Source organism: Cupriavidus sp. C1SS-2L, assembly GCF_057073735.1.
Genome location: NZ_CP172708.1, coordinates 3108570 through 3123328, shown reverse-complemented (window position 1 = coordinate 3123328; position 14759 = coordinate 3108570). Strand labels below are relative to the sequence as shown.

Sequence of the window (14759 nt, the reverse complement as noted above, 5' to 3'; positions counted from 1 at the left end):
ATCCATCCCGTACCCCCATTCTCCCCGGTTGCCAGCATGTCCACCTCTTCGCTTTCGCCGCTCACCGCCCTGTCCCCCATTGATGGTCGCTATGCCTCCAAGGCCGACCCGCTGCGCGAATGGCTATCCGAAGCGGCCTTCATGCGCAACCGCGTCAAGGTCGAGGTGCACTGGCTGATCGCGCTGGCCCAGGCCGGCCTGCCCGATATGCCGAAGTTCTCGGCGGCTTCGGAAGCGGCACTGCTGGCACTCGTGGACAAGTTCGGCGAGGCCGACGCCGCCCGTATCAAGGAAATCGAAGCCGTCACGAACCATGACGTGAAGGCCGTCGAGTACTGGCTCAAGGAGCAGGTAAAGGGCAATGCCGAACTTGAAGCGGCGAGCGAATTCATCCACTTCGCCTGCACCTCGGAAGACATCAACAACACCTCGCACGGCATGATGCTCAAGGGCGCGCGCGAAGGTGTCATCGTGCCGGCGCTCAAGCGCGTACAAGCGCGCCTGGTCGAACTGGCCAAGCTCAATGCCACGCAGCCGATGCTGTCGCGCACCCATGGTCAGCCGGCCAGCCCGACCACGCTCGGCAAGGAAATGGCCAACGTGGCCGCGCGCCTGGCCCGTGCGATCGATCGCATCGAACGCGTGGAACTGCTCGGCAAAATGAACGGTGCCGTCGGTAATTACAACGCGCACCTGTCGGCGTACCCGACGTTCGACTGGGAAGCGTTTTCGAAGCAGGTTATCGAAACGCGCCTGGGCCTGACCTTCAACCCGTACACCATCCAGATCGAGCCGCACGACTACATGGCCGAGCTGTTTGACGCGGTCGCACGCGCCAACACCATCCTGCTTGACCTGAACCGCGACGTCTGGGGCTATATCTCGCTGGGTTACTTCAAGCAAAAGACCAAGGCCGGCGAGATCGGCTCGTCGACCATGCCGCACAAGGTCAACCCGATCGACTTCGAGAACTCGGAAGGCAATCTGGGCCTGGCCAACGCGGTGCTGCGCCACCTGTCGGAAAAGCTGCCGGTGTCGCGCTGGCAGCGTGACCTGACCGACTCGACCGTGCTGCGCAATATCGGCGTGGCGTTCGGCTACAGCCTGCTGGCCTACGAGGCGTGCCTGCGCGGCCTGGGCAAGCTGGAAACCAACCCGGAACGCCTGAACGAGGACCTCGACAACTGCTGGGAAGTGCTGGCCGAGCCGGTGCAGACCGTGATGCGTCGCTTCGGCGTGCCGAACCCGTACGAACAGCTCAAGGAGCTGACCCGCGGCAAGGGCATTTCGCGCGAGGCACTGCAGACGTTCATCACCGGCCTGGCGATTCCGCAAGAGGCCAAGGACCTGCTGCTGGCCATGACGCCGGCCAGCTACATTGGCAAGGCAGTGGTGCTGGCCGAGCGCATCTGATCTGCCGCTGTTCCAGCCGTCAATGAGAAAGCCACCCCCGAAGGGGTGGCTTTTTTGTGCCTATCGAAACGATGGTCCGGCTTTCCGTGCGGCAGAATGTCGCTTCAAATCATTTGAATAACTTAATTAAGGACTGTCCTTCATCTGCGCACGATTCGTCGCAATAATGCGAGAATCGTAAGCGTGGGGCCCGATCTTCCGCTGCGGAATTACCCAAAGATTGTGAAACGCCCGCGACTCGGGCTGAGGAATTTGATGCGTTCTAACGCCAATGCTACCGGCTACGGTGCCACGGCCATCGGCCTGCACTGGATCATTGCCCTGCTGATTTTTGCCGCCTTCGGGCTTGGCTGGTACATGACCGGCATCCCCGGTCTGACTCCTACCAAGCTCAAGCTGTTTTCATGGCACAAATGGCTCGGCGTGACCGTGTTCGGCATTGCCGTGCTGCGCGTTCTCTGGCGAGCCACGCACGCAGCGCCGCCGGTGGCCGCGGGCACACCGGCGTGGCAGGCTAAGGCGGCTGCGGGCGCTCACCACCTGCTTTATGTTCTGATTATCGTGGTTCCCATCACCGGTTATCTGTACAGCCTGTCCGCGGGCGTGCCCGTGGTCTATCTGGGCTTGTGGAAGATGCCGGTGCTGATCGAGCCCAACGATGCACTGAAGGAAGTCTTCAAGGCCGTGCACGTCTGGCTGAATTACCTGATGGCAGCCGTGGTGGCCGTGCATGCGGCGGCTGCCATCAAGCACCAGGTGGTCGACCGCGACGGCACGCTCGGCCGCATGCTGCCGTTCCTGCGCTAGGCTGCATACCCGGTTGCCATTGTTCGGGAAGTCCCTTTTCGGTTCTGATGCGCGGCGTTTGGCGCCGCCCACTGACAGGAGTCATTGATGAAACGCATTCCCCGCCCCGGTTCGCTGCTGCTGGCCGCCGTGCTGGCCACTACCGGTTTCGCCGCGAATCTCGCCTGGGCGCAGATCGACGCCGCGAAGAGCTCGGTGACCGCGGTGGCGCGCCAGATCGGCGTGCCCATGGAAGGCAAGTTCAAGAAGTTCGATGCAAACGTTGACTTCGACCCGGCCAAGCTGGCGACGTCGTCGGCCAAGATCGAGATCGACGTGTCGAGCTTCGAGATCGCCGATGCCGAGACCACCAAGGAAGTGAAGGGCAAGGACTGGTTCGACGCGGCGAAGTATCCGAAGGCCGTGTTCCAGTCCACCAGCATCAAGAATGGCACGCCGGGCAAGTACGAAGTCGCCGGCAAGCTGACCATCAAGGGCAAGACCCAGGATGTCGTGGTGCCGGCAACCTATCGCCAAGAAGGCGGTGCCCAGATGTTCGACGGCGTGCTGCCGATCAAGCGCACGGTCTTCAATGTCGGCGATGGCGAATGGAAGGACACTTCCGTGGTGGCCGACGACGTGCAGATCAAATTCCATATCGTGATGGCGGCAAAGAAGTGAAAGACGTGAAGCCCGGCATTGCCGGACTTTACGCACTGAACAGCCGCTGCCATTCCCATTGATGTTCCTCTCCAACCTTCTGTCGGGAGATCCCATGAAACTGCGTACCCTCATGACCGCCGTGGCAGCCATTGCCGCAACCGCCGCCTTCGGCGTGGCTTCGGCCAACACGGTAACCTATAACCTCGATCCGACCCACACCTACCCGAGCTTCGAAGCCGACCACCTCGGTGGCCTGTCGACGTGGCGCGGCAAGTTCGAAAAGTCCAGCGGCGTGGTCACCCTCGATCGCGTGGCCAAGACCGGCACGGTCGATGTGAAGATCGATCCGGCGTCGATCGACTTCGGCAATGCCAAGCTGAACCAGCACGTCAAGAGCCCCGATATGTTCGACGTCGAGGCTTTCCCGGAAGCGAGCTACAAGGGCAAGTTCAGCAAGTTCAAGGGCGACGTCCCGACCGAAGTGGAGGGCGTGCTGACGCTGCGCGGCGTGTCCAAGCCGGTGAAGCTGGAAATCCGCGACTTCAAGTGCATCCAGCACCCTATGCTCAAGCGTGAAGCGTGCGGTGCCGACGCAGTCGGCACGTTCAACCGCGCCGATTTCGGCATCGACTACGGCGTAAAGATGGGCTTCAAGCCCGATGTCAAGCTGGCGATCCAGGTCGAAGGCATCCGCGCCGAGTAAGATCCGCCATCTGCTGCACACGAAAAGCCGGCATCCGCCGGCTTTTTTCTTGGGCGCTCATTGCGAAGAGGGCGTACTATGCACTTGGTTGTACGGCATGCGGCAGCCACAGTACAATGGTCCGCGGCATTTCCCCATCGTCGGTGCAGGCAACGCGCCTGCCCGTCTGCGTGGGGGGAGCCAGCCCCCGCATCCAACTCAGGCAATCGCGCATTACTATGAGCATTCGCTGTCGTAGCCCGTTCCGGTAGCCATTCCCGCGTCCCACTCGCCCCTGCGTGCCTTGCCCGGCGGATTTGTCGGGCGGCATGGCCGCAGCGTTTCTCGGATTTCCCCTGGCGCAATACCGTGTATTCCAAAACGCAAATCGATCCGGTGGTCAGTTTCCGCAACTCGCAGGGTGAGCAGGTGCGGGGCACGATCATCAATCTCCAGAGAAAGTCTCTGGTGATGGAAATCTACAATCCATATTCGATCGTGCAGGTCAGCGAGGTGCTGAGCGAGCTCAGTGTCCGGATGGGGGCCAAGAACGCCTACCTCGGCAAGGCCGTGGTCATGAGCCTGGTGAATACCGGCCTGACCGCGGTGGTGTCGCTGACGCTGATCGACGAATGGCGCGAACTGACCGACCTGAACAACGAGCCCAAGTCGGTGGCCCGCGAGGCCGAGCTGTTCGTGCAGGACTGGGATGCCCGCTTCAATATCCGGCGGGACTACCAGATCGTGGTCAACGAGATGCGCGCGTTCCTGTCCGAGGTGTCGCGCTGGGTGGAGCAGGTCGACCTGACCGAGACGCTGCCCAAGGTCGAAGGCCGCCTGCGCGAGGACGTGTTCTACGAACTCGCCACGCCGATCATGGGCCGCACCAAGCGCTACCTCGAGTGGCTCGAGGGCGAGGCCCAGAGTGTCGACCCGGAAATCGCCCCGGTGCACCGCACCTATGCCCAGGCGGCCCTGCATCCGCTGCTGCTGCGCGCACCGTTCGTCTACCGGACCTTTACCAAGCCGCTCGGCTACGCCGGCGACTACGAGATGGTGAACCAGATCCTGAGCGATCCGCAGCAGGGGCCCACCACCTACTTCCAGATCGTCAACACCGCCTTCCTCAAGGCGGCGGTGGCGACGGCGCACCGCAACCGCATCGACCTGCTGATCGAATTCCTGACGCGGCAAGCCGAGCGTGCGCGCCAGGCAGGGCGCCCGTTCCGCGTGCTCAATGTGGGCTGCGGTCCGGCTTTCGAGATCCAGCGCTTTGTCCGCGAGTACCAGCATCCGGAAATGCTGTCGTTCCAGCTCGTCGACTTCAGCGAAGAGACACTCGATTACACCAGGGGCTCGATCGAACGCGCCGCCGCGCAGGCCGGGCACAAGGTCTCGGTAGAGATGGTCCACCAGTCGGTGCACGAACTGCTCAAGCGCCGCATCTCCCCGGACGATATCGATGCCAGGGAGTTCGATGCCGTCTACTGCGCGGGTCTCTTCGACTACCTGTCGGACAAAGTGTGCTCGCGCCTGCTTTCGTACTTCGCGTCGCGCACCCGGCCTGGCGGGCAGATCCTCGTGACCAACGTGCATGCGGACAATCCGGAGAAATTCGGCATGGAGCACTTGCTCGAGTGGTACCTGATCTATCGGGACGACGCGGGCATGGAGTCACTGCTGCCCGAGCACTCGCATGGCCATCGGATTTATGTCGATGCCACCGGCGTCAACGTATTCGCCGAAGCGACCATTCAATGAGGCACTGACCGTGCATGTTCCGCGCCAGCGGGCTGGCGCGGTGGGGCACCAACGGACCAGGTCATGAGTACGAACCAACTATATGCAGGCTACCAGTCGGAACTCGCGGATTTCCGGCTGGCGTTCAGCCGCGGGGGTGCCTACACCGCCATCGCGCTCGTCCTGCTCGGGGTAGGGCTGGACTACGGTCAGTATCCGCAGCAGCAACTCGCCTTTGGCCTGGCCCGCGTGGTGGTGTCGCTGCTGATTGCCGGCGTGGTGGTCATGCTCTACAGCGCCGCGGGCCGGCGTTTCGCGCCATGGCTTACGCTGACCTGGCTGCTGCTGCCGCAGATCATGATCGCGTGGATGATCTCGCAGACCGAGGGCGTGGAGTCGCCTTATTACGTTGGCCTCAATCTCGCGATCTTCGCCTCGGGCATCGCACTGCCGTTCGGGCTGTGGCAAAACCTGGTGTTCGGCCTGCTTTCGTACCTGCTGTACGCGGCGGCCTGCCTGCTGCACCACGGCGGCATCGATCCGGTAGGTACCTTCATCGTCAATTCGCTGTTCCTGCTGTTTGCGGCGGCCGCCAGCGGGGTCTATACCTTTTTCAACGAGCGCGCGCGCTTCATGCTGTTCCGGCTCAAGGCCGAGGTGGCCGAGAAGAACGCCGAACTCGAAGTCATCAACCGCAAGCTCGTAGATATCAAAGGCCAGATGCTGCAGCAGGAAAAGATGGCCGCCATCGGTACGCTCGCGGCCGGCCTGCTGCATGAGGTCAACAACCCGGTCAACTTCTGTCTGATGGCGATCGAGGTGGCCATGGAAGAGCCGCAGGCCAAGGAAAACCCGTCGCTCGAAGAGTGCCTGGTCGATGCCAAGCAGGGCATGCAGCGCATCCAGCATATCGTGTCGGACCTGAAGACATTTGCGTACCGCAAGCCTGGTGCCGAGGTCGAAGGCACGCCGTTCCTGTTCGAAAAGGCGCTGGATTCGTCGATCCGCCTCACGGCCCACGAACTGCGCGGCGTGAAGGTGACGCGCGAGCTGCCGGACGACACCCTCGTGCTCGGCGACGAAGCTGCTGTCATCGGCGTGCTGATCAACCTGTTCTCGAACGCCGCGCTGGCGATGCGCAAGGCAGGCACGGCGGCGCCCGCGATCCATACCACGGTCAAGTGGATGGAGAACCGGCTCCATGTGCGCGTGCAGGACAATGGCCCGGGCATCGCGGAAGAGAACATCGCACGGGTGTTCGAGCCGTTCTTTACCACGCGCGACGTGGGCCAGGGACTGGGGCTCGGCCTGTCGATCAGCTACGCGGTGATCGAACGGCATGGCGGCCAGCTCATCGTCGAGAGCGAATTCGGCCACTGGGCCGCCTTCAGCTTCGACCTGCCGCGCGCGGAGTGACACGGCCATGACAGAAGCCCAGCAGGCACGGCCCGCCGTGCTCTACGTCGACGATGAAGATATGGCGCGCAAGTACTTTGCGCGCGCCGTCGGCAACGAGTACGAAGTGCTGACCGCCGCCGGCGCCGACGAAGCCATCGGCATGCTGCGTGCCGCCGGTACGCGTACGGTCATCCTGGTGACCGACTTCCGCATGCCGGGGCGCGACGGCGGGGACCTGCTGCGCCAGGTGGCCGAGGAATTCCCCCAGATCGTGCGCATCCTCGTCACGGCCTATGCCGACAAGGACGTGCTGCTGCAGACTGTCAATTCCGGCGAGGTGTTCCGCATCCTGGAGAAGCCGCTCAGCGTCGGCGATGTGCGCAACGTGCTGCGCCTGGCCGTGGAGCGCTCCCGCGAGCGGACCCTGCGGCAGCAGCGCCTGATGGCCATCGACGAGACGCTGGCGTTCCTGGCCCATGAACTGAACACGCCGCTGGCGGCCATCGCCAATTTCGCGCGCGGTATCGAAGGCCGCGTGGCAGCCGAATACAGTGCCCAGCGGCAGGGCGAGATCGGACAGGCAGCCACCGCGATGCACGACAACGCGCAGTATTGCCTCGCGGTGTTGTCGTCGTTCCTGCAATCCGTGCGCAGCAGCGCGGGCAGCGCGCCGACGCGTCAGGAGCCCGCCGCCGACGTGAGCGCGGGCGCGCTGGTCGCATCGCTGCTCGATACCTATCCGTTTGCCGGCGATCAGCGCAACTGGGTACAGGTTGAGATGCACGGCGACTTCCCGGTACAGACCTTGCCCAACTGCGTGGCGCTGGTGCTGTCGTCGGTGATGAGCAATGCGCTGCGCGCACTCGGCGACACCAGTGTGCCAAACCTGCGCTTTGTCGTGGTCGCGCAGCCGCGGCAGGAGATCCGCATCAGCGACAACGGTCCGGGGATTCCGCCCGAAGTGATGGACCGCCTGCTCGTGGATCCCGTCACTACTCACGCGGGGGCCGGCGGCAGTGGCCTCGGCATGATTTTCTGCAACCGCGTCATGCAGTCGTTTGGCGGCGGCATCCGGATCGCCTCAGCGTCCGGAGCCGGCACGACGGTGACGCTGGACTTCCCAAATTTCAAGAATCGAATGCACAGGAGTGACCGATGAGCGAACCGAATGCCACCCAGGCACCACCCCCGGCGATTCTGTTCGTCGACGACGAAGCCACAGCCGTCAAATACTTCCATCGCGCGATCGGCGCCCTGGCCCCGGTGGTGACGGCCGGCTCCGTGGAGGAGGGCAAGACGCTGCTCGAGGCGCACGCCGACAGCCTCGCGGTGCTGGTGTCGGACCAGCGCATGCCCGGCGAGTACGGCAATGAACTGCTGCGCCATGCGCGCGAGCGCTATCCGCATATCGTGCGGATCCTGACCACGGCATACTCGGAACTCGACCAGACCGTGGAAGCGGTCAACCAGGGCCAGATCCACCGCTACATCAAAAAGCCGTGGGACATCACCGCGCTGCGCATGGAACTGAAGCAGGCGCTGGAGATGGCCGGCCTGCGCAAGGAGCGCGACCAACTCGTGCGCGAAAAGCTGAGCGTGCTGCAGACGCAGACCGTGGCAACGCGCATCGGGATGATTCACGCGCTGTGCGCGAGCCTGATTGGCCCTGGCCGTTTCCAGCCCGTGGAAACCTACCTGGCCGCAACCGAATTGGCGGGCGCGCGCAATGCCGAGCCTGACTGGCAGCGTATGGACTACGCCGACCTTGTGCGCGCCGAGAGCGAACGCAGCGGCAGCTTCGGCCATGCGGTAGCGACGCAGCTTGCGGGTTTGCGCGGACGCTATGCGGGGCGCGGCGCCGCGGACGCGGTACAGGTCATTGCCGAATCGCTCGGCGATGGTACCGTGCGCCGCGACGGCGAAGCGGTGGTATGGACCTCGCCGTCTGCGCTCAGCGAGTTCGTGGCGAAGCCGGTTGGTGAAGCGGTGTCGGCCCAGCATGCGACATGGCTGGCGTGCCTGCTGTGGCTTGAGGAAGTCGGCGGCGCGCTGCGCTTCGCGCGAGAAGGCGATGCCATTGCGTGCCGTGTCGGCGAACGCGCGGCCAGCTTTTCGACGGACCGTCTGGCGATCTGGATCGAGCGGTTTTCTGAATTGGCTTGAGCGACTAGCTACCGCGGGCAACAAAAAAGCGCACCGGCTGGTGCGCTTTTTTATTTGGACATCAGGCCGGCTTCAGGCCTGCGCCCCGAAGTTCGGATCATCGCGATCCGTACCACCAGCCTTCTTCTCGCCTTTGATCAGGTCCTCGCGCTTGACACCGAACCACATGGCCAACGCCGCGGCAACGAACACCGACGAGTAGATGCCGAACAGGATACCGACCGTCAGCGCGAGCGCGAAGTAGTGCAGGGTGGGGCCGCCGAAGAAGAACATCGACAGCACCATCATTTCGGTCGAGCCGTGGGTGATGATGGTCCGCGACATCGTGCTCGTAATGGCGTGGTCGATGACTTCGTGCGTGGTCATCTTGCGGTACTTGCGGAAGGCTTCGCGGATCCGGTCAAAGATCACGACGGATTCGTTCACCGAGTATCCGAGCACCGCCAGGATGGCCGCCAGCACCGACAGCGAGAATTCCCACTGGAAGAATGCGAAGAAGCCCAGGATGATCACCACGTCGTGCAGGTTGGCGATGATGCCCGCCACCGCGAACTTCCACTCGAAGCGGAACGACAGGTAGATCACGATGCCGATGACCACGCACAGCAGCGCCAGCAGGCCATCGGTCGCCAGTTCCTTGCCGACCTGCGGGCCGACGAACTCGACGCGTTGCAGCTTCACGTCAGGCGTGGCGGCCTGCAGTGCGCCCATGACCTGTTCGCTCTGCTGGGCCGACGTCACTTGCTTGCCGTCCGGACCCTTCTGCAGCGGCAGGCGGATCATGACGTCGCGCGAGGTGCCGAAGTTCTGCACCTGCACGTCGGTATAGCCGAGCTTGCCCACCTGGCCGCGGATCTTTTCGAGATCGGCGGCCTGCTGGTAGTTGACCTCCATCACCGTACCGCCGGTGAATTCGATCGACAGGTGCAAGCCCTTGTGCCACAGGAAGAATACGGCCGCGGCAAACGTCAGGAAGGAGACCACGTTGAAGATCAACGCGTGCTTCATGAACGGAATGTCGCGCCGGATGCGGAAGAATTCCATGATGTTGTCCTGATGAATCGGTGCTTACTTGGCGACCGGGGAGTCCGCACCCGGTTTCCAGATCTGGCCGATGGCCACGCTCTGCAGCTTCTTCTTGCGGCCGTACCAGAGGTTGACCAGGCCGCGGTTGAAGAACACCGCCGAGAACATCGAGGTCAGGATGCCCAGGCAGTGCACCACGGCAAAGCCGCGCACCGGGCCGGAGCCGAAGGCCAGCAGCGCCAGGCCCGCGATCAGCGTGGTGACGTTGGAGTCCAGGATGGTGGCCCAGGCGCGTTCGAAGCCGACGGCGATGGCCATCTGCGGCGAAGCACCCGCGCGTAGTTCCTCGCGGATACGTTCGTTGATCAGCACGTTCGCGTCGATGGCCATACCCAGCACCAGCGCGATAGCGGCAATACCTGGCAGCGTGAGCGTGGCCTGCAGCATCGACAGCACAGCGATCAGCAGCAGCAGGTTGATGCCTAGCGCCGCGACCGAGAACACGCCGAACAGCATGTAGTACAGCACCATGAACAAGGTGATGGCACCGAAGCCGTAAGCCACCGAGTCAAAGCCCTTCTGGATGTTGTCCGCGCCCAACGACGGGCCGATCGTGCGTTCCTCGATGATCTCCATCGGCGCGGCCAGCGAGCCGGCGCGCAGCAGCAGCGCGAGGTCGTTGGCGGCTTCGGTCGAGTAGGAGCCGGTGATCTGGAAGCTCGAGCCGAGTTCGGACTGGATCGTCGCGACCGTCAGCACCTCGCCCTTGCCCTTTTCGAACAGCACGATGCCCATCGGCTTGCCGATGTTCTCGCGCGAGACGTCGCGCAGCACGCGGCCGCCCTGGGCGTCGAGCTTGATGTTGACCGACGGGCGCTGGTTCTGGTCGAAGCCGGCCGATGCGCTTTCGATGCGGTCGCCGGTGAAGATGACTTGCTTCTTCAGCACGACCGGGGCGCCGTTGCCTTGCGTGAACAGCTCGCTGCCGAACGGAACCGGGTCGCCTGCGCGCGGGTTGCGCGGTGCGTCCGGATCGGCCAGGCGGGCTTCCAGCGTGGCGGTGCGGCCGATGATGTCCTTGGCCTTGGCGGTGTCCTGCACGCCAGGCAGCTGGACCACGATGCGGTCGGCGCCTTGCTGCTGGATCACCGGCTCGGCCACGCCGAGTTCGTTCACGCGGTTGTGCAGCGTGGTGATGTTCTGCTTGACGGCGGCGTCCTGCACGGCCTTGCGGGCGGCTTCGGTGAAGGTGCCGACCACGTTGTTGCCGTCCATCGCGAAGGCGAGTTCGCGCAGGTTGTCGGCCAGGATACCGCGCGCGCGGTTGGCGTCGTCGGCATTGTTGAAGCGCACGGTCAGCTTGTCGCCGTCGCGGTCGATGCCGCCGTGGCGCACGTTCTTGTCGCGCAGCAGGGTGCGGGCATCGCCCGCCAGGCTGTCGAGCTTCTTGTCGACGGCACCCTTCATGTCGACCTGCAGCAGGAAGTGCACGCCGCCGCGCAGGTCCAGGCCCAGGTACATTGGCAGCGCATGCATCGCGGTCAGCCAGCGCGGCGAGCCGGAGAGCAGGTTCAGCGCGACCACGTAAGTCGGATCGGCAGCGTCCGGATTGAGCGCGCGCGACAAGACGTCCTTGGCCTTGAGCTGGTCGTCGGTGGTACGGAAGCGCGCCTTGACCGAGCCGGACTGGCCCGATACATCGAAGAACACGCCGTCAGGCTGGAGCTGGTTCTGGGCCAGGATTTCCTCCACATGCTTTTGCATGGAGAGGTCCACCTTGACCGTGGCCTTTCCCGAGGAGACCTGCACGGCAGGCGCCTCGCCGAAGAAGTTCGGCAGGGTATAGATGATGCCGATGGCCAGGGCCACCAGGATCACGACATATTTCCAAAGCGGATAACGATTCATCTCTGGCCAGTCATTCTGCGGTTGGCGGGTCCGCCGGGAGCCTTGGAGGCACTCCGTCGGGGCCGGACCGGTTGGCAAACAGCCGCCTGGCCGCCACGAAGGGTCCTTTACAGGCCTTCGGGCTGATCAGGCGGCTGCCAGGGCATGCACAAGGCGGCACGCCGGAACAAGACAAAGGGCAGTGTCGCGAACGGGAATCAGAGCGACTTCAGCGAGCCCTTCGGCAGTACCGTGGTCACGGCGTTCTTCTGCACGGTGATTTCGGTGCCCGGGGCGATTTCCAGGCTCACGTACTGGTCGGTCACCTTGGTGACCTTGCCCAGGATGCCGCCGGCCGTGACGACTTCGTCGTTCTTGGCCAGTGCTTCCATCATTGCCTTGGCTTCCTTCTGGCGCTTCATCTGCGGGCGGATCATGATGAACCACAGCACGCCAAACATCAGGATGATGGGCAGGAAGCTCATCAGGCCACCCGCTGCGCCGCCGACACCGGCGGTCTGGGCGAATGCGTTAGAAATCAGCACGTTGATTCTCCGTCACAAAAGTCATTCAAGTAATCGACCATTCTATCACCCGTGCAAGGCCGGCCCTGGCATTCTAGGGCGGGAATCCGGGTTTGTTCGGGGTGCGTTGCGGGCGACTTGGCGCAGATGCGCGACAGACCCGTCGCCCGGTATTCGACCGCGCCGCGTCGGAAAGTTCGCGGCTCAGCGCGTGCCGCGCGCGCGGTCGCTGGCGAACTGGCGGCGGAAGTCGCTGAAGCGGTGCTGCTCGATGGACTCGCGCACCTCGCGCATGAGCTGCAGGTAGTAGTGCAGGTTGTGAATCGTGTTCAGGCGTGCGCCAAGAATTTCGCCGACACGGTGCAGATGGTGCAGGTACGCGCGCGAGAAATTGCGGCAGGTGTAGCACGCGCAGCTTTCGTCGAGCGGGCGCGGGTCATTGCGGTGCGCAGCGTTTCGGATCTTGACGTCGCCGTAGCGCGTGAACAGCCAGCCGTTGCGCGCGTTGCGGGTCGGCATCACGCAATCGAACATGTCGACGCCAGCCGCCACGCCCGCCACCAGATCTTCCGGCGTGCCGACGCCCATCAGGTAATGCGGCTTGTCGGCCGGCAGGCGCGGCGCCACGTGCTCGAGCACGCGCATCATGTCTTCCTTTGGCTCGCCCACCGACAGGCCGCCAATCGCGAAGCCATGGAAATCCAGTTCGGACAGGCCCGCCAGCGATTCATCACGCAGGTCCTCGAACATGCCGCCCTGGACGATGCCGAACAGCGCGTTCGGGTTGGCCAGCCGCTCGAACTCGTCGCGCGAGCGCTTGGCCCAGCGCAGGCTCATGCGCATCGATTTGGCCGCCTCTTCATGCGTGGCGGGGCGGCCTTCGATCTCGTACGGCGTGCATTCATCGAACTGCATGACGATGTCGGAGTTCAGCGTACGCTGGATCTGCATCGAGATCTCGGGCGACAGGAACAGCTTGTCACCGTTGACCGGCGACGCGAACGTGACGCCATCTTCAGTGATCTTGCGCAGGTCGCCGAGCGAAAACACCTGAAAGCCGCCAGAGTCGGTCAGGATCGGCTTGTCCCAGCCGATGAAGCGGTGCAGGCCCTCATGCGTGTTCACCACGTCCAGCCCCGGGCGCAGCCACAGGTGGAAAGTGTTGCCCAGGATGATCTCCGCGCCGATCTCGTTGAGTTCCAGCGGCGACATGGCCTTGACCGAGCCATAGGTGCCGACCGGCATGAAGATGGGCGTTTCGACCACGCCGTGGTTCAGCGTGACCCGGCCGCGTCGTGCGTTGCCGTCGGTAGTGATGAGTTCGAAATTGAGCATGGCGGGATTCGGTTCGGCTTCAGGCGTTACTGGCGGGTCAGCAACATGGCATCGCCGTAGCTGAAGAAACGATAGCGCGCCTCGACCGCATGGCGGTACGCGGCGCGGATGGCTTCCACGCCGGCCAGCGCCGAGACCAGCATCAGAAGCGTCGACTTGGGCAGGTGGAAGTTGGTGATCAGGGCATCGACGAGCCGGAACTGGTAGCCCGGCGTGATGAAGATGTCGGTGTCGCCATTGCCGGCTTCGAGCGTGCCGTCGGGCTTGGCGGCCGATTCCAGTGCCCGCAGCGAGGTCGTGCCCACCGCAATGACACGGCCGCCGCGCTTGCGCGTTTCGCGAACGGCATCGGCCAGTTCCGGCGAAATCGCGTACCACTCGGAGTGCATCTTGTGTTCGGCGATGTTCTCGGTGCGTACCGGCTGGAAGGTGCCAGCGCCGACATGCAGCGTCAGGAACGCACGCCGCACGCCGGCGGCGTCGAGCCGCGCGAACAGTGCATCGTCGAAATGGAGGCCGGCCGTCGGCGCGGCCACGGCGCCGGGATTGCGCGCGTAAACGGTCTGGTAGCGGGTTTCGTCGTAGGCGTCGGGATCGTGCGTGATGTACGGCGGCAGCGGCAGGCGGCCGTACTGCTCGATCAGGTCCAGCGCGGGCGCGGGAAAGCGCAGCGTGAAGAACTGGTCGACGCGCGGGCCGACGGTGACAGCGAACGCGTCTTCGGCGAGGTGCAGCAGGCTGCCCTCGGCGGGCGTTTTCGATGCGCGCACCTGGGCCAGCACGGTGTGCGTATCGAGCACGCGCTCGACCAGCACCTCGACCTTGCCGCCGCTCGGCTTCTGGCCGAAGAAGCGCGCCTTGATCACGCGGGTATCGTTGAAGACCAGCAAATCTTCGGGCTTCAGGTACCCGATGATGTCGCTGAACGCGCGGTCGACGAGCCGGATGGCATCGGGCTGCTCGCCTGGCGCGAGGCGCTCGACCACGAGCAGCCGGCTCGCACTGCGGTCGGGCAGCGCGCTCTGTGCAATCAGTTCGGGTGGCAGCGGAAAGTCGAAATCGGACAGCGTCAACATGGGGAAACGGCAATGCCCCGGCAAGGCGCCGCGCGGAGCGGCAACCGGGATAGGTACAATCGGCGA

At 63.9% G+C, this 14759-nt stretch carries 13 protein-coding genes; 8 read left to right on the top strand and 5 right to left on the bottom strand.

Annotated elements, in window-relative coordinates:
• Positions 1–36: 36 nt before the first annotated feature.
• The 8 genes from purB (at position 37) to ACIGJG_RS14435 (ending at position 8845) form a co-directional block, all read left to right on the top strand.
• Positions 37–1413, top strand: coding sequence for an adenylosuccinate lyase (gene purB / locus ACIGJG_RS14470; protein WP_011298965.1), 1377 nt, complete (start codon positions 37–39; stop codon positions 1411–1413).
• Positions 1414–1668: 255 nt separating this feature from the next.
• Positions 1669–2220: a cytochrome b gene (locus ACIGJG_RS14465; protein ID WP_011298964.1), complete on the top strand. Its 552-nt coding sequence runs from the start codon at positions 1669–1671 to the stop codon at positions 2218–2220.
• A gap of 87 nt (positions 2221–2307) precedes the next feature.
• Complete coding sequence (locus ACIGJG_RS14460; RefSeq protein WP_483672461.1) at positions 2308–2880, top strand: YceI family protein; 573 nt, start codon at positions 2308–2310, stop codon at positions 2878–2880.
• Between the two features lie 94 nt (positions 2881–2974).
• Positions 2975–3565 carry a YceI family protein gene (locus ACIGJG_RS14455; protein WP_011298962.1) on the top strand — a complete coding sequence of 197 codons (591 nt, stop codon included), beginning with the start codon at positions 2975–2977 and terminating at the stop codon, positions 3563–3565.
• Between the two features lie 348 nt (positions 3566–3913).
• On the top strand, positions 3914–5305 hold the full coding sequence (locus ACIGJG_RS14450) for a class I SAM-dependent methyltransferase (protein ID WP_011298961.1): 1392 nt from the start codon (positions 3914–3916) through the stop codon (positions 5303–5305).
• Positions 5306–5368: 63 nt separating this feature from the next.
• Positions 5369–6700: a sensor histidine kinase gene (locus ACIGJG_RS14445; RefSeq protein WP_011298960.1), complete on the top strand. Its 1332-nt coding sequence runs from the start codon at positions 5369–5371 to the stop codon at positions 6698–6700.
• Positions 6701–6707: 7 nt separating this feature from the next.
• Positions 6708–7841, top strand: a complete 1134-nt coding sequence (locus ACIGJG_RS14440; protein ID WP_011298959.1) for a hybrid sensor histidine kinase/response regulator — start codon at positions 6708–6710, stop codon at positions 7839–7841.
• Positions 7838–8845 (top strand): response regulator, encoded by a 1008-nt coding sequence (locus tag ACIGJG_RS14435; RefSeq protein WP_011298958.1) that lies wholly within the window; start codon positions 7838–7840, stop codon positions 8843–8845. Before ACIGJG_RS14440 ends, ACIGJG_RS14435 begins: the two co-directional genes overlap by 4 nt.
• Positions 8846–8917: 72 nt before the next feature.
• On the opposite strand, the gene secF is transcribed toward ACIGJG_RS14435, so the two are convergent.
• From secF to queA, 5 genes are all read right to left on the bottom strand, one after another.
• On the bottom strand, positions 8918–9889 hold the full coding sequence (gene secF / locus ACIGJG_RS14430; RefSeq protein WP_011298957.1) for a protein translocase subunit SecF: 972 nt from the start codon (positions 9887–9889) through the stop codon (positions 8918–8920).
• A 24-nt stretch (positions 9890–9913) separates the two neighbouring features.
• Complete coding sequence (gene secD, locus ACIGJG_RS14425) at positions 9914–11779, bottom strand: protein translocase subunit SecD (RefSeq protein WP_220631022.1); 1866 nt, start codon at positions 11777–11779, stop codon at positions 9914–9916.
• 197 nt (positions 11780–11976) lie between these two features.
• Positions 11977–12303, bottom strand: a complete 327-nt coding sequence (yajC, locus tag ACIGJG_RS14420; RefSeq protein WP_011298955.1) for a preprotein translocase subunit YajC — start codon at positions 12301–12303, stop codon at positions 11977–11979.
• Positions 12304–12486: 183 nt separating this feature from the next.
• A complete protein-coding gene (gene tgt / locus ACIGJG_RS14415) occupies positions 12487–13617 on the bottom strand; it encodes a tRNA guanosine(34) transglycosylase Tgt (RefSeq protein ID WP_011298954.1) in 1131 nt (376 codons plus the stop codon).
• 26 nt (positions 13618–13643) lie between these two features.
• On the bottom strand, positions 13644–14693 hold the full coding sequence (gene queA, locus ACIGJG_RS14410; RefSeq protein ID WP_011298953.1) for a tRNA preQ1(34) S-adenosylmethionine ribosyltransferase-isomerase QueA: 1050 nt from the start codon (positions 14691–14693) through the stop codon (positions 13644–13646).
• Positions 14694–14759: the final 66 nt, after the last annotated feature.